Origin of the sequence: Paenibacillus sophorae (genome assembly GCF_018966525.1) — a bacterium.
GTDB classification, from domain to species: domain Bacteria; phylum Bacillota; class Bacilli; order Paenibacillales; family Paenibacillaceae; genus Paenibacillus_AQ; species Paenibacillus_AQ sophorae.
The window spans coordinates 2,410,916-2,426,918 of sequence record NZ_CP076607.1; the positions used below are offsets into that span (position 1 = coordinate 2,410,916).

At 50.4% G+C, this 16,003-nt stretch carries 10 protein-coding genes; 6 read left to right on the plus strand and 4 right to left on the minus strand.

Translation table 11 applies throughout. The features are described 5' to 3' along the window. Nucleotides 1–306 precede the first annotated feature (306 nt). Nucleotides 307–648, plus strand: a complete 342-nt coding sequence (locus KP014_RS11435) for a PadR family transcriptional regulator (RefSeq protein WP_036599122.1) — start codon at nt 307–309, stop codon at nt 646–648. Next, nucleotides 645–1,472: a permease prefix domain 1-containing protein gene (locus KP014_RS28735; protein ID WP_036599124.1), complete on the plus strand. Its 828-nt coding sequence runs from the start codon at nt 645–647 to the stop codon at nt 1,470–1,472. Before KP014_RS11435 ends, KP014_RS28735 begins: the two co-directional genes overlap by 4 nt. 438 nt (nt 1,473–1,910) lie before the next feature. Here the strand turns inward: KP014_RS28735 and KP014_RS11445 are convergent, their stop codons facing one another. From KP014_RS11445 to KP014_RS11460, 4 genes are all read right to left on the minus strand, one after another. Further along, entirely contained in the window at nt 1,911–2,756 is an 846-nt protein-coding gene (locus KP014_RS11445; protein WP_051500357.1) for an amidohydrolase family protein, read from the minus strand. Between the two features lie 312 nt (nt 2,757–3,068). Continuing rightward, a complete protein-coding gene (locus KP014_RS11450) occupies nt 3,069–3,293 on the minus strand; it encodes a hypothetical protein (RefSeq protein WP_036599128.1) in 225 nt (74 codons plus the stop codon). Continuing rightward, nucleotides 3,274–3,573, minus strand: a complete 300-nt coding sequence (locus KP014_RS11455; protein WP_051500358.1) for a hypothetical protein — start codon at nt 3,571–3,573, stop codon at nt 3,274–3,276. The genes KP014_RS11450 and KP014_RS11455 overlap by 20 nt, the downstream gene beginning before the upstream one ends. Nucleotides 3,574–3,629: 56 nt before the next feature. Continuing rightward, a complete protein-coding gene (locus KP014_RS11460) occupies nt 3,630–8,366 on the minus strand; it encodes an HAD-IC family P-type ATPase (RefSeq protein ID WP_090834076.1) in 4,737 nt (1,578 codons plus the stop codon). Between the two features lie 167 nt (nt 8,367–8,533). Between KP014_RS11460 and KP014_RS11465 the strand changes: the two genes are divergently transcribed. The 4 genes from KP014_RS11465 to KP014_RS11480 all read left to right on the plus strand — a co-directional run bounded on the left by KP014_RS11465 (nt 8,534) and on the right by KP014_RS11480 (nt 15,995). Beyond that, nucleotides 8,534–8,758 carry a hypothetical protein gene (locus KP014_RS11465; protein ID WP_036592050.1) on the plus strand — a complete coding sequence of 75 codons (225 nt, stop codon included), beginning with the start codon at nt 8,534–8,536 and terminating at the stop codon, nt 8,756–8,758. A 68-nt stretch (nt 8,759–8,826) separates the two neighbouring features. Beyond that, nucleotides 8,827–9,168, plus strand: a complete 342-nt coding sequence (locus tag KP014_RS11470; protein WP_036592053.1) for a hypothetical protein — start codon at nt 8,827–8,829, stop codon at nt 9,166–9,168. A gap of 103 nt (nt 9,169–9,271) precedes the next feature. Further along, nucleotides 9,272–9,634, plus strand: a complete 363-nt coding sequence (gene ytfJ, locus KP014_RS11475) for a GerW family sporulation protein (RefSeq protein ID WP_036592055.1) — start codon at nt 9,272–9,274, stop codon at nt 9,632–9,634. 298 nt (nt 9,635–9,932) lie between these two features. Further along, nucleotides 9,933–15,995, plus strand: a complete 6,063-nt coding sequence (locus tag KP014_RS11480; protein ID WP_246590704.1) for a non-ribosomal peptide synthetase — start codon at nt 9,933–9,935, stop codon at nt 15,993–15,995. The last annotated feature ends 8 nt before the right edge of the window (nt 15,996–16,003 follow it).

The window sequence follows — 16,003 nt, forward strand, 5'->3', positions numbered from 1 at the left end:
CTGATGCAAGGCTAGGGGCGTCAGAATGATTCTAGACAGTCGGTTGAGGTAGAAAAGGTGGGGGGGTTACATCACTCTTACCATTCATGGGTTTGGAAACAAGGTATGCACATCCGTCGCCCGACTATGAGCAAGATTTGAGCCGTTTACGAAACTGTAAATTATAGTATGAAGTAAAATAAGCTAACGGACAGGATAGTTAAATCTTCGGGGGTGAAAAGATTTTATACCTTGCATTATAGAGTAATCTATATTATAAATAAATTACAAATGATTACAATTGCTGTGTGGTATGGAGGTGAGAATATGGAAGTTAATAAAGAGGTATTAAAAGGTCATATAGACACGATAATACTCTCCCTGTTGTACAACAAAGAAATGTACGGCTACGAACTTGCCAAATTAGTACGAGAAAATAGCAGAGAACAATTCGAATTGAAAGAAGGCACGCTTTACTTATCACTGAAGCGGCTGGAAACAAACGAGTGGATTTCTTCTTACTGGAGTGACGATCAAGGACCAGGCGGAAGAAGGAAATATTATAGAATCACGCCCTTGGGCAAAGAAACATTCAAACAAAAACGCTTGGAATGGCAGTTCATCAAAGGAATAATTGATTCATTTTTGGAGGGGGGAGATAGGAAATGAAGCAAATCGAAACATTTGTCGATTCTGTCTATCAAAACGCTGGTGGAAACAAAAAAGAAATAAACGAATTAAAAGCTGAAATGAGAAGCCACCTTCTGGAAGCAGTACACGAATTGAAAATAGAAGGGAAATCGGAGCAGGAAGCAGTTCAGCTCGCAATCGAACGTTTTGGTGGAGAACAGGAAATGCGTTTCGAAATTTCTCAGCTTTATCACAAACAAAGGCTATTTGCAAAAGGGGTGTTGTTTGCAGCTATAACGGTACTTATCGTCGCTATATTTTCGTTTCAATTCCTGTATCAACGAGATTATTTGAGCAGTAATGATTTTCCTCATCGCATTAACGAAAAGATAATTGACAGTCTAAAAGACCACGAATCAATAACAGAAGAAGTAAAAAAAGAAGTTGAATCCATCGTACAAAGCAATAGAAGCGTAAACAAAATAGAAATATATAATACCAAAGGTTTAGAGGGGAATGAGTTATTTAATTACTTGGAGAACTCTAAACCTATTTATTCTTACTCTGAAGATGTTAATACGCCAAGATGGCTATGGGCTGGGTACTATCGTGGTGGTAATGGGATGGGAGATTGGTTTGTTTACACGTCAGCATTCGGTTATTATGTAATATCCATTTTAATTCTGGTATTGGGAATCGCTCTTTATTGGGCTTTATTCACAATCTGGGCAATTATCTATGCTTTCCATACGACAAAGAAAGCGAGTGTCTTATGGATGCTGATTTTCTTATTTTTTAACATTATCGGTTTCGTGGGCTTTCTTTTGACTAATAAAAGGTTTTTTAAACGTATTCAAATTTAATCAATAATTATTTGATTAGGCTGACGGGAAACGATAGTGTAATAAAAGGGAAGTTCTGTTCAAAAACCCACTTCCGTCAAAGGAGTGGTTTTTTGTTTTATATTGATATGTAAACCTTGTGGTCAAACTGTACTTTGTGTTTAGATACATTACGGTGAACCTTATCATAAATGAGATGTCAAACCATTCATCCGATTCTCTGTGCTTCTTGTCAATCCTGCGGATGCATCAACTGGTGAAATAACACCGTTAAGCTGCTTGCGGACACACTTTAGCTGGGTTGTAAGCATTTACTCCTCGAATGGAATGCATCTTCTTGGCAGTAGAGGAAGGGGTCTTTTCTCCAATTATTGATAAAGCAAAAAAGCCGACAATTTGTCGGCTAAAGAGGAGAAGCTTGTACCGCCTGAATGTTCCAACTAAATTTCACACAAATAGCTACCGAACCCATTGCCCGGAGCATTCTCCTTGAATGCCGTGTTTGCGGTCGTAAACGACTTTTCCACGGCTTAGGGTCATTTGCACGGCGCATTTCAGTGTATGCCCAATATAAAGACTATGCGGATGCTTGGACAGCAGATCTTCCTGTTCAACGGTTCGTTCCATATTCCTATCCAACAAGACCAAATCGGCGTCAAAACCGGTAGATATAGCCCCCTTATAAGGATGTAACCCAAACCGCATAGCCGGATTCGTTGATAGATATTTGGCAATTTGCGGCAGTGGCATATTTTGGTTCAGATGAGCTTCGGTCACTATGGCCTCCAATGAGAACTGGCCTCCGGAAATCCCGCCCCAAACTTCAAACATATTATCCGGATGATCAAATTTCATAAAGGAAGGACAAGGAGAGTGATCCGAGGTAATCATATCGATCTTTCCATTCCGGAGCTGTTCCCACAATTGTTCCTTGGCTTGATCGTTTCGGAGCGGCGGGGCGCATTTGGCGGAAGGGCCAATCCGTTCAAAATCATCTTCTGTGAACAACAGGTAATGCGGACAGGTTTCAAGCGTCACGTCCAATCCGCTTTGCTTCGCGCGTTCAATCATTTCCACGGTCTTCGGATGGCTGATATGGACAAAATGCAGCGGACAACCCGTCTCTTCAGCATATAGCAAGGCGCGGCTGACCGCTTCCATCTCGGCAAGCGGGGGGCGGGATTCCACATAATCGCGGACCGTTACTTGCCCGTTGGAACATTTTTCCCGGGTCAATTCTTGGGTGATTGCCTCACTTTCTGCATGAAGCGCCAGAACTTTATTCAGCCCAGCTATTTTTTCCATTCCCCGGTAGAGGGTCATTTATTCATTATTTAAACTTAACAAAAGAAAATCAGAAAATTATTCACTTTGCATAAAAAAAAGGAGGGGGAATAGGTAATTATTGAAGATTAAGGGAAATTAAAATGTCAGAAAAACTACCGTTATAAGACGCGGTCTGTCTTCCTTGGAAGTACGCCCGCGGACGTTTTTATTTGCACGTTATTTTTTATTACATGTTTCGCTTGTAATACAAAAATAAAAACCCTTGGTTCACAAGGGTTTTAGCGAAGCATGTAATAACGCTGGATGGCGGAATACAACAGGGACGGTATATCAACGGATTCTGGAAAAAGAGATCCAACTCAGCAGGTTGATCCGCGATTTTTTCCCCTTATCCTTGACCATACCGTAGAACTGCCCTAAAAACTGCTCCCACTTGCCGCCGATCTCTTTGCTGGAGGTTTGATTTTCCATCACGGTATGTATGCTTTGATTGATGGCTTCCTCCAAATGCGCCAGCGCTTCCTGAAGATGCTGATCAATCGTTTGATTCTGCATGCAATGTGCCTCCAGTCTCTTCGAATGTAGCGGATTCCGCGGAAATGTCCTGATCGAGCTTCTTTCTCATCCGTTCGAACTGGGCTTCGGCGACAATGTCTTCAATTTCATCGCGAGTGATTTGCATGGCGTATTGGATACGGTCCGTCAAACCTGCGGCACCTTGCATCCCGGTTGCTGCAAGCGGCTTTAAGGTGTTTTTCATAATTGGCCAAAGCGTGGAGGCTGCAAATGCGAGTGCAGTGCCCACGATAAGTCTGTCCGCGTTTCTTTCCAGCATGTTCGGTAACCTCCCTAAAGTTGATATGGAAATGATATGAAAAGCCTATCCCGCAGCTAGGCCGCGGAATAGGAGAGGGCCGCCGTGCCCGTCTTATCGTCCTTTCTTTCGAGGAAGGACAGAATCGGCCTCGAGAGCCAGGAAATCGAACCTGCGACGAGCAGGATTGGCCCCCAGAGCTGCAGGGGAATTGGCGCGGTATGGAAAAAATGGTTGAGCGGAGGTACATACAGCGCGCCCAGCAGGGCGAGCCAGGAGATGCTCAATGCGCCAACGAGGAAGCGGTCTTTACTCCAATCGCCCACCGTTTGCTCGGTGCCTTCCTGGCGCCAGGAGAACGTTTGGATCAGCTGGCCTGCCACCAGCGTCGCGAAAGCGACGCTTTGCGCCACAGCCACGGGCTGCCCGGAGGCCAGAGCCAGACCAAACAGACCGAGCGATCCAGTGCCAAGCAGTACTCCGCGCGTGATGACCTTGCGATACAGCGGCTTGTCCACGATGTTCGCCCGTTTCGTGCGCTTTGCTTTGCTGCCTGGGTTGACGGCCAGAACCATGGCTGGCAGCGCGTCCGTCAGCATGTTCATCAGCAAAATTTGAATGGGCACAAGCGGAATCGGCATACCGGCAATAACCGCAACACTCGTCACCAGAATTTCCGCGAGATTGCCTGTGAGCAGACAGCCAAGCGCCTTACGGATATTGCCGATAATTGTACGGCCTTCCTTGACCCCCTCTACGATCGAGCCGAAGTGGTCTTCTTTCAGCACGATATCGGCGGTGGCTTTGCTGACCTCCGTGCCGGCCTGGCCCATCGCGATCCCGACGTCAGCCCGCTTGATCGCTGGGCTGTCATTCACGCCATCCCCGGTCATGGCGACGATATGCCCTTTTTTGCGCAGCATGCTGACGATACGCAGCTTATGCTCCGGCGTCATTCGGGCAAAGATGGACACCCGGTCGACAGACTGCTCGAGTTCCTCGTCGCTCATCCGGTCAAGCTCGTGGCCTGTGAGCACTTGACCCGGCCGGTTGCCGTCAGTAATTCCGATCTGCTCGGCGATGGCGATTGCCGTGATCGGATGATCTCCGGTAATCATGACAGGCTTCACGCCAAGGGAAAGCGCTTCTTCGATGCTTTTTCGCACATCAGCCTTCGGGGGGTCGATCATGCCGGCCATGCCGACGTAGATCATATCCCGCTCGTCGAGGTCTGCCTGCTGGTCATGCTCATCCGCTTCCAGCGGACGGTAGGCGAAGCCAAGCACACGCAGAGCGCTGGAAGCGAGCCGTTCGCTTTCCTTCAGGATATCCGCTCGAAGCTGCTCGGTGACGGGGTACATTTCGCCGTTCTGCTGATATCTGCTGCAGCGGCGGAGAATCGATTCTACGGAACCCTTGGAGAAAATGTAACAAGCATGCCCGGACGAGGTGTCCTTGCATACAACGCTCATTTTTCCCGTGCCGGAGTCAAAAGGCACCTCCGCGCCGCGATGCCAATGGGTCAGCTGCTCCGGCTTGACCCCGCCTTTATAGGCCATGGCAAGCAGTGCGCCCTCGGTCGGGTCTCCTTGCATCGACCAGACGTCTCCTTGCTTGACCAATTTGCTGTTATTGCACAAGCAGGCAATCTGCAGGATTCGCTGCAGCTCCGGCTGCGCGGCGGAGCTTTCATACGCCGTGGAATCCGGCAAGTCGAAGCCGCCCTCTGCCCGGCTCTTTTCCCGGAAACCGCCCTCCGGGCCGTATCCGTTGCCGGATACCTCCCAGGTGCGGCCGATGGCGGTTACTTGCCTAACCGTCATTTCATTTTTCGTCAGCGTGCCGGTTTTGTCCGTACAGATGATCGTCGCATGGCCCAGTGTCTCGAGTGCGGACAGCTTGCGGACGAGCGCATTTTTCTTGGACATGCGGTAGATTCCTGCACTCAGCGCGATCGTAATAGTAACCGGAAGCCCTTCGGGAATCGCCGAGGCGACGAGCGTGATCGAGGTGCTCACCAACTGAGGAAACGGAACGCCGCGCAGAAGCCCGGAAATAAATACGATACTTCCGGCGATAAACGCCCATTTGATAAATTTTTTACTAATGGACGTAACCTTTTCCTGAAGCGGGGTGGTTGTTTTCTCATTGGTTTTGAGCAGCGACATCAGGTGGCCGAATTCCGTATTCATACCGGTTTGGACGACGACACCCAAGGCTTTTCCGCGGGAGATATCCGTGCCCATATACAGCATGCAGCTGCGCTCAGACAGCGGGCAATCTCCTTCGGCCTCGGTCTCCTGTTTCACGACGGGGACCGATTCGCCGGTTAGCGCCGATTCGTTCACCTCAAGGTTCCACGCGCGAATCAGGCGAATATCGGCAGGCACCCGGTCGCCTGGCTCGAGGCATACGATGTCGCCCGGCACCAGGTCGATGGCGCTTATGTTTTGTTCCGCACCATCACGGATGACCTTGCTGGCCGGAGGCTGAAACTGATTCAAGCTCTCAACAATGCGCTCGGCTTTCCGCTCCTGGAATGTGCCGATCGCTGCATTGGCGAGCAGCACGGCGCCCATGGCGAGACCGTCGAACAGTCCGCCCGTAAACAGGGCGAGCACCGAGGTGCCCAGCAAAATCAGCGTTGTAAATTCTTTGAACTGGCTAGCATACGAGACGATCCAGGGGGTATGCTCCTTTTCGGCCAGCCGATTCATTCCGTACCGGCTGCGCAATTCGTTCACTTGAGCCGCCGTTAAGCCGTGCTGTACGTTAACCTGAAGCTGCTGCGTGACAGATTCCCAGGGCAAACCGTGCCACATGGCGGCTTCTGCCGTCGCCGCAACCTCGTTGTGGGCCCCGGCGGCATAGGCTGCGTCAGCGGGAAATGCTTGCTGAGCCAGCTTTTGCGAGCGGGTAAGAAAGATCAGTGACAGGGCGTCGCTGGCTAAATTCGCAATTGGAGCGCTGAGCACGCCGAAGGCGGCAAGCAGTGATCCAATGAAATTCCACTTTTTGGTGATTTGAAAGTGCTCATTTATCGTGCTCTCAATCTTTTGAGCAGATTGTTTAGTGTCCAGCACCTGCTCTAGCTGTTCGAACGAGACGCCGGCGACGCCGGCTTCCTTTAGATAGCGGCTGTACTCGCCGGAAGACTCGCTCACGAGGAGCACGCGGTTTCCTTGTTCATGAAGCTTGGCGATGCGCTCCACCGCTTCATTGATAGGAGTGTCCAGCCAATCCGTTTGCAGGCCGAGCCGGGCTAGCGCTTCCCGGCCGATGCCGGGGCTATCCTCCAGCACGGCGGCCTGAATGCCCTGTTGGCCAGCTCTCGCGAGCAGCGCCCTCCGCCCGGAATCGAGCTGCTGACTGCGGTAGATCAGCCCTTGGCTTATCCAATTCCCGCCGATTTTCTTCGCCAGGTATAGCACCTCGCAGCCTTTGCTTTCGATCCGTTTAGCTTCAAGGTAATACCGCTCGAAGGAAACTCCGTGCCGCTTGCAATAAGCGAGATTGCCGACGCAATATGAAGTATTGCTGATCAGGCCGCTAATTCCGTCCTCCTCTTCGGCGACGTGAAAGGCCGAGCGTAACGTACGGCATGTTAGTTTTGCCTTCTGCAGCACTTCCTCTTTCCACGGATGCGTGGTTTTTTTCATCAAACCTGCGGTCAGGCAAATGATCTTGTCCGGGTCTTCCTCATGTGACACACATTCCGTCTCCTGAATATTCGTCTGCATAAGCAGAGATGTGTCTTCCAGCAGCAGCGTGCCGGTTTGGGCCAAATGCGAAAGCGATGCTCCTTGGGGAAGACTCGGCTGCACTTCTTTGGAGTAAAGCTCCGCTTGCTGCCAAGCCGTCTTAACCGGAATTGTCGCCGGCCGTGGATTGGCGGCCAGCAGCACCGCAATGGCCCGCAGAGGGCTGCGGGTGAACAGCCAGGTGGCTGCCGCGGCGGCCATGCCTAGGCGTCCGGCACGCTCGCTGTAGGCTTGAATTTCAGGTGAAAGCGGCGGGGCATCCGTATCGGCCGGCCCGATCCGGCTGCGTTTCCAATTGACATACTGAAGAATGCTTAAAGTACCCAATACAACGAGATTTTCCCGGACGAGCGCAAGTCCTAACGCAGCGGTGCCCAGAATCAGGTCGGGACTGAGCTTACCCTGCTTGGTAAGTCGGTTAAAGCCCCTGCGCAGAAAAGGGTATCCGGTAACGGCGGCGACCAGCCCGGACATGTAAAAGGGAACCGGACTGACCGCCAATGCAGACTTGCCGAAAATCAACTGCTTGGTTCCAAGCACTAGAAGTCCGCCCATAGCAAACGCAAGCGGAAGGGGAACGCCTGGCGGCGAAGCGGATCGCGGATAGACCGGGGTCGGCGTCGTGCTCGGCGTTTTGGACATAGCTCTCGAATTCTGTAAGGAATTCGCATGTCCAGAAGGTTGCGGCGGCAGCTCTGGCGTTTCCAATGAGGCGGCCGCTTCGGCGTATGCCTCACGCTTGGCAGCTGCATTTTCAGGCGCACCCTGGCCTGGTTGGATGTTTGTGCCTTCTTTATCATGACCGTTGTACTTGCTCTCCAGCAGCTCCAGTTGATGCAGCAGCTGGCGCTCTGTAGTTTGCCGTTCGTCATATACAACGAGAATTCGGCCGGTTATCGCGGATGCTTCGGCTTTAGTAACACCCGCCAGGAGCGCCAGATCAAGACGCAAAGACAGTTCTGTTGGCTTGCTGTGCAGCAGACCCGCAAATTCCAGCCGAATACGCCCCGGCAAAAAGCGGATAACCCTGCTGCTATGAGCGGTAATCGACATGAAATTGCTCCTTTTAGGGGGATTTACTGCATTTTTTTACGCGAAAAGTATTATTTGCAATTTGAACTACGTTATGCACCGGATTTGAAGGAGCTTTACGCATAAAACTCCGTGCATTGAGGGATAATCTTATCTACTTAAGTTAATCCATTTTTTGGAGGGTTCTCATGATAAAATCACGTGTGGGTTTGATATTGGGCGCAGCGGCTTTATTGTTAGCATTGTCGCCGGAAGCTAGAAAAACCATGAGGAGATGGGCGGTCAAAGGAACGGAGACCGTGCTCGATTTAACCGAAATGGCGAAGGATGCGGGTGCCGCGGCACAAAGCAAGCTGCAGTCACTATCCACTCATAATGAGGAGACAATTTCCAAGAACACAGCCGATAACTAGTAAGCAAATGGGGCACAATCTCATAAGACCGCAAGATGCGGTTATTTAGATGAATGGAGGGCTTTCCTATGTTCCAAGGCGGATCGCTATGGGCAGGCCTTCTTGCCGGAGGCATGTCGCAGCTTCAGGACACGAAGAGCTTGCAGCAAGGGCAGTTGGGCAAGAAGGAGTATACGGCGCACACGGTGGAGAACGTAACCGGGGCTGTCGGCGTAATGGCTGGAGTGGAGTACGGAGCGGTTCTCGGAAGTACAGTGTTGCCCGGCGTAGGTACCGTGGTTGGGGCGGTGCTTGGCGGCGTACTGGGTGACCGGGTGGGCCGGATTGTAGGCGGGCAGGCGGGCAATATGATAAGCCAGAATCCGCTGGTTAACAAGGTTGTAGAGCCGGTTAAAGAGGCGATTCAGTAACAAGAAAGGCGGGGTTGCGACCCCGCCTTTCTTTTTTTGACCGTTTGAAGGGTAACTATGTTGTCAAGACTAGTTAGCACTGAAACAAGAGAAGAGGTGCAACATGTCCGAGCATATTCATCAGTTGCTGGAAACCGCATTGCATAATCTGAAAGGCATTATCAATGCTGAGTCCGTCATCGGAGAACCGATCCAGACACCGGACGGTACCGTCGTAATTCCGATTTGCCGAACAAACTTTGGATTTGTGACCGGAGGTTCCGAATACTCAAGCTCCGCTTCTTCGGTGCTGCCGTTTGGAGGAGGTATAGGTGGGGGCGTGTCCGTGACTCCCGTCGCGTTTCTCATTATCGGTCCTTCCGGAGTCCAGACGGTATCGCTTGAATCCCCCAAAGACATATACAGCCGCATTCTTGATCTGAGTCCGCAGCTGCTTGACAAGTTGAAAAACTTGTTAGACCGGTAACGGCGATTCAAAAACCTCGAAAGCTTCCCATTCATTGACCTCCGCTATACCGAGATTCTCTTTAAACTTTGCGCAATTTTGTAAATTGAGAGTTAAATTTTATAAAAAATGAAATTTTAGGAAAATACTCATTGACATGAAATCCCAATACAAGGTACATACATATATAAGATCAATAATATCAAATTTAATATCTTTTACTTTTTTACCCTTTCGTAATCTTCCATTTAATGGGAGTGAGAGGTTGTATTTCTGATGCGGGTAAAATGCGATTTTATTTTATTTGGGGGGTAGCTGAGTGAGCCAAATATCTGTTCATCCATTCAACGGCAGCAGTGCAAAGCAAGTAGTTTATCAACTTGTTTCCAGTGTGACTGGTCATAAGATTGAAGATCTTGATGATGAAATGTACTTGGAAGGTGATCTGGGACTGGATTCGATCAAGATGATTTCACTGATGAATGAAATGATCGGAATTATCCCGCCGGAACAACTGGATGAATTTACTGCCGCCCATCCGGTGACATCATTGCTAGGTTTGCAAACCGTCGGCGAGCTTGTGCAACTTTTTGAGGAGTGGGAAGACTCTCAAAGGCATGCAGCGGATGTTCAGATTAACAACCCAGCGGTTCAAGTCTACAGCGGCAACACTCCCGAAATTGCAGTTACCGCCAATGCTTCATCCGTATTGGAAGGTTTGCAGGACCGGCTGACAGCGGATGTCTGCAGGCTCATCTCCGGGATCACCGGACATAAGGCGGAGGATTTGCATGCGGATATGTATCTGGAAGGCGATTTGGGATTGGATTCAATCAAAATGATTTCGTTAATGAGCGAAATGATCAAGCTGATCCCTGCTGAGCAGGTGGATGACTTTACCAAAAGGAATCCCATTACTTCACTGATGGCGTTGCAGACAGTAGGAGATATTATGGAGTTGTTGGCGGAATCTTCTGAAAATGATCCTGAATTTCTTGAAATGCTGCATGCACAATATTTATTTCTCGTTACTTATTTATCTGTAGCTAACCTCTCCATCAGCTCGGGAGTAAAGGTGAGAGGGGAACTGAATACCGGAAGTCTGTGGGAGTCTTGGAGAGAGCTTATATATCGCCATCCGGCATTGCGGGCCGTATTTACAATAGAACAGGAGACCAGCAGTCTGAAGGGCTACCGTCTGAAGCTGTTAAAGGATGTTGCCCCGCCGGAAATTTCTGTAGAGGATATCAGGCATCTGGACGAACAGGCACAGCGCCAAGTGATCTCCCGGAGATTTGAAGCCTCGCTGAATAAAAAATTTGATATAACCCGGTGGCCGCTGCATTTCTTCTCCGTTATCCGTACGGCTGATGATGAGTATGAGCTTATATTGGACATCAACCATATGATCTCGGACGGTCTGGGCAACCAGCAGATTCTGAGAGAGATTTTAGAGATTTATGGCGCGAGGTCACAAGAGAGAGTGGCCAAACTGAGGCCTGCGCTGCCAGCCAAGGATTATAACAGCATCGTATCGGAACTAAACGCGTGGAATGCTCCAGAAGAGATTCAGGCTCTGGATGAATATGCACAGCAGCAGGGCAGGGGAACCTATTTTTTCAACCCCTATGGACCTTCCCGTACCCTAACCGCAGAACGCTCATCCGGAGCTGTGATACATACCCGGAAATACTGGATCGATGAGCGAACAACGGCAATGTTGATTAACCGTACGAAAACATGGCGCACCTCGCTGTTCGTGCTTCTGGTCAGCGCGTATATTAAGACGATCAAGCAGCAGGGGGAGAAGCAAAGCCGGATTATTCTTAATCTGCCGACAAGCGGTAAGCTGTACCCCAATACGGATGCAACTGAGGTTCTCAGCGCATTTGCCCAAAATCTCGCACTCAGCTTTACTTGCGAGGACGTCGGCGAAGGCTGGAAATCGCTGGTCGGCAGAACAAGTGAAGAAATCAATAGCAAATTATCCTCAGGAATCGACAGAGCGCAGACCTACAGGGCTGCACACTATACCAAAGACACTATCCAGTTGCAGAACGGCAGCATACCGGATGCGGTAGCTTCCATGATCCGTTCTACTTTGAAGTCGAACCTTTACCTCTCCTTCGTAGGAAATACATCCATTAACAAGCAGTACGGAGATTATGAAGTCCATGATTATGAAGCCTATACAGGCACCAATCCGGGAACGATAGACAACCTGGTTGAATTGTTTCAAGGAAGGCTGATGATAACGTCGAATTATGACAGTTCCTTTTTTGATGATGCGTATATTGAGGAACACATGGGCAGATTCATCGACAATATCAAGCAGCTCGCTGCCTTTGAGTTGGAGCCTGCTGAATCACATCCTTTGACCGTCGCAGCAGGAGCACAGCTTTATGGGGGAATTGAACCGCAGCTGCGCAGGATCGTTGAAGATATCTGCTCAAGAGTCCTTCATACCGAAGACTTATCCAGGGATTTGGAAGCTGAACTGGGTATGGATTCCTTGCAGCGTATCCGGCTCATTACACAATTAGGCAAAACATTCAAGAATACCGATAGGGCGACTTTGTTCGAGTGCCGGACCTTGAACGAAATGATATCCCAGTTCGTACATGGGGAAAATGGGTATCCTGCGGATGACAAAGCGGCTGTTCTGGAAATTCCTTATATGAAAATCTCCGAACAGTGCAAAGCCACACCTGATGCCGTTGCTGTTTTGGACAGAAAGCGGAGCGTCACTTACCGTGAGCTGGATGAGCTCTCCAACCGGCTTGCGCATTATCTGCAGTCTCAGGGAGTGAGATCGCAATCCCTGGTTGGGATTATAACGCTTCCCGGTCATCTCATGCTGATAGGAATCCTGGGAATTCTGAAGGCAGGTGCCGCTTATGTGCCCCTTGATCCGATGTATCCGGCTGACCGGATTGAATATATCACCAATCATGCCCAAATTAATTTCCTGTTGACGGAGCAGTCACTGCAAGAGCAAGCGGACCTTATAGTCCGGCAGAGCTCGTCTATCCGGAAAGTCGTGTATCTGGATGAAGGATATAAAAAGCACGGCTCGATTGAACAGGCTGGTCCAGAGCAGTGGAGGGGTTACTCCGGCAGTGATCCTAAGGTTGACAGTTCGCCTCATGATTTAATGGTGGTCTTGTATACCTCGGGTTCAACCGGAAATCCCAAGGGGGTTATGCTGAATCACCAGGGCTATATGAACCGGTTGGAATGGCATCAGCAGACCTTCCGTTTGCAGCCCGGCGAGCGGGTAGCCCAGAAGACCTCCTGCTGCTTCGATATCTCAGTGTGGGAACTGCTGTGGCCGCTAATGTACGGCGGGACCGTATGTCCCGCAAGGCAGGAGATAGTCAAGAATCCATGGAGTTTGGCCCAGTGGATGGCGGATACCCGAATCAATGTCATGCATTTTGTGCCTTCATTGTTTGGTGAATTTGTTAATTCACTTGAAGACGAGGCCTATACATTCCCTGATTTGCGCTGGTTGATTTTCAGCGGAGAAGGTCTGCCTCTCTCGCCTGTTCAGAAGTGGATGGACCGTCATGGGACTTCTACGGGGATTGCCAATCTGTATGGTCCCACAGAAGCTTCTATAGATGTCACTTATCACATTATTTCCGAAAGACCGGGTTCGGCTGGCGAGCTGAGCATTCCCATCGGAAAGCCCATCCCAGGGGTGTTTATCAAGAATCTGGATGAGCATATGCGGGAATTACCCGAGGGCGAGATCGGCGAATTGTGGATTGGCGGTATCCAGCTTGCCAAAGGGTATTTGCACAATCCGGAGAAGACCCGTGAAGCTTTTCATCCTAATCCATTCGCGGAAATCCCTGGAGAGTTCATCTACCGAACGGGTGATTTAACGGCGAAAAGGGCGGATGGCAGCTACGAATATCATGGCCGTATTGACAATCAAGTGAAGATTCGCGGCTTCCGGGTGGAATTGGGTGAAATTGAGGCTGTGCTTGGCGCTCATGCCAAGATTGATGAGGCGGCTGTTATCGTAATCGAGCCCGCTCCCGGACAACAAATACTGCTCGCCTGCCTGTCAGGGAAACAGACTGAAGACAAAGAAATCAAAGACTTCATTGGCCGGAAGCTTCCATACTACATGATTCCGCATCGGCTGGAATGGCTGCCGCGGCTGCCCAAGAATCCGAACGGCAAGCTGGACCGCAAAGCGCTGCGCGTTATGTTCAGCGGAACAGGTCCAGCGGATGAACAGCCACGAGCGGAAGAGCCTTCAGTGAATCGCCCTTTGACCGGGGAGATCACACTTCCGCTTGCTCCGGCTCAAAGCTGGCTGATGAATTATTTTGAATATCCATACTGCTGGGCGGGCTATACCCGGTTTCTATACAAGCAGCCGCTGGATTTGCAGCAATTCAAGAAAGCCGCCGCTCTGCTGAATCAGCGACATGACGCGCTGAGAAGCGTTCTGGTGCAGAGAGACTCCGGATGGGAACAGCGTTTCCTAGAGGAGGATATGGCAAGCAATGTGGACTTCTACGATGGCAGCCACATGGAGGAAGCCCACAGAAATGAAGAGATTCAAGCGATCCTGACGGAAGCGATACAGGGATTCAAGGTTGATCAATGGCCTTTATGGAGAATTATCGTAGTTCAGGTATCGGAGTCGGTGTACGATATCGCGGCGGTTGGCCACCACCTTATATCGGATGTCATTACGAATCAGCTGTTACTACAGGAGATTTGGCAGATTTACGCCGGGCTCGGATCAGGGGCCGTCCAAGTACAGCTTCTGAAGCCTAAGCCGTTTGCCGATTTTGTACGGGCGGCCCAGGAAGAGAAAAGAAACCATATCAAAGATTATGTAAATTATTGGTCTACACAGTTCCCGCCGGACTCTGTGTTCAAGCTTCCCGCCGATTTTATTAACGGGCCGAATGACGAGCAGTCCGCAGTGGTTAAACGCTTCGTCTTTGACCAAGAGAACACGTCGTCGATCTTGATTAAGGCTAAAAAGCACTTTGGCAGCAATGTGTATCCGATTCTCCTGGCCCCTCTTTACCGGATGCTGGGCGATCTCTTCCAGCAATCAAAGGTCATCGTCAGCCACCGGGTACACGGAAGAGAACTGGGCGGCAAGAGCTTTATGCAGACGCCGGGCAACTTTGCCATTAATTTCCCAATGGGCATAAGGGCAGGGGAGAACAGCGGCTGGCAGGAGCTCATCCGCAGCATTCGCCAGGGTCTGGAGGACGTTCCGCTTGGCGGAGCGAGCTATGATCTGGTTTCTGAGAATTTGCCGCTCTATATGTACCCGGACGTAAAGCTGACTCCAATTAGAGCCAATTATCTTGGCAATAGAGATCTGCCTCAACTGCCGGGCTTTGAGTTCTCCAAGCAAGGGATGGACCGCAGATTCTCGCTGCCGCGGCAAAAAAGAATATCGGTGATCGAATTCTTCTTCTCTATTGAGGAGGGAAGGCTGGCAGTCGAAATAGAGTACTCAGCGAATCTTCATGCTGCCGACACAATCAATCGCCTGGCTGAACATTACACGGAAAATATGCTTAAGCTTATTTCGTCCATTCAGGAAACACCGGCACAGCCTCTTAGTCTAAGAGAAGGACAGCTATCCAAACAGGTGGCAATTGTCACCGGCGGCAGCAAAGGCATCGGCCGGAGCATTGCGCTGTCCATGGCCCGGGAGGGGGCCGATATTGTCCTGGTATCCAGATCCGTGAAGCAGCTTCAGGAGACGGCCGATGAAATCCGCAGGCTGGGCGCTGAGGTTCTGGCGATATCGATGGATGTCAGTGACGGACCTGGCGTTCAGAAGGCGGTTGATCAGGTGATGGAGCGCTTCGGACATATTGATATTCTCGTCAACAGTGCCGGAATTACCGGGATGGCCGCGATGACGGACATGAATCCCGGGACGTGGGAGTCGATCGTTCAGGTGAATCTGATGGGAACGTATCACTTCTGCTATGCGGTCATCCCGCATCTGATTAAGCAGAAGCGGGGCAAAATCATCAATATTGGATCAGATTCCTCGTTTATCGGTTATCCGATGATGAGCGCCTATGCGGCATCGAAGCATGGGGTTCTCGGGCTGACCCGGGCGCTGTCGGAAGAACTGAAAAACAGCAATATCCAAGTGAACGCGCTGTGTCCGGCACTCGTGGACACCGATATGGCGCCGGCGGCGTTCAAGGGACGGGCAATCCCTCCATCAGGGATTGCGGACTCGGCGGTGTTCCTGGCTTCTTCCCGTTCGGATTATATTACCGGCGAGGCTGTACAAATTTACGGCAAACAAGATATGCACTGGTTCGGGGCACAGCAGATGCAGATGCTGCAGGCCGTCATGCGCAAGCAGTCATAACGCCCCCA

What these genes read in the sequence shown, in the direction of transcription:
- KP014_RS11455 (WP_051500358.1), bottom strand. Translation starts at nt 3,573, where the DNA reads ATGCTGGAAAGAAACGCGGACAGACTTATCGTGGGCACTGCACTCGCA.
- KP014_RS11435 (WP_036599122.1), top strand. Translation starts at nt 307, where the DNA reads ATGGAAGTTAATAAAGAGGTATTAAAAGGTCATATAGACACGATAATA.
- KP014_RS11450 (WP_036599128.1), bottom strand. Translation starts at nt 3,293, where the DNA reads ATGCAGAATCAAACGATTGATCAGCATCTTCAGGAAGCGCTGGCGCAT.
- KP014_RS28735 (WP_036599124.1), top strand. Translation starts at nt 645, where the DNA reads ATGAAGCAAATCGAAACATTTGTCGATTCTGTCTATCAAAACGCTGGT.
- KP014_RS11465 (WP_036592050.1), top strand. Translation starts at nt 8,534, where the DNA reads ATGATAAAATCACGTGTGGGTTTGATATTGGGCGCAGCGGCTTTATTG.
- KP014_RS11460 (WP_090834076.1), bottom strand. Translation starts at nt 8,366, where the DNA reads ATGTCGATTACCGCTCATAGCAGCAGGGTTATCCGCTTTTTGCCGGGG.
- KP014_RS11470 (WP_036592053.1), top strand. Translation starts at nt 8,827, where the DNA reads ATGTTCCAAGGCGGATCGCTATGGGCAGGCCTTCTTGCCGGAGGCATG.
- ytfJ (WP_036592055.1), top strand. Translation starts at nt 9,272, where the DNA reads ATGTCCGAGCATATTCATCAGTTGCTGGAAACCGCATTGCATAATCTG.
- KP014_RS11445 (WP_051500357.1), bottom strand. Translation starts at nt 2,756, where the DNA reads ATGGAAAAAATAGCTGGGCTGAATAAAGTTCTGGCGCTTCATGCAGAA.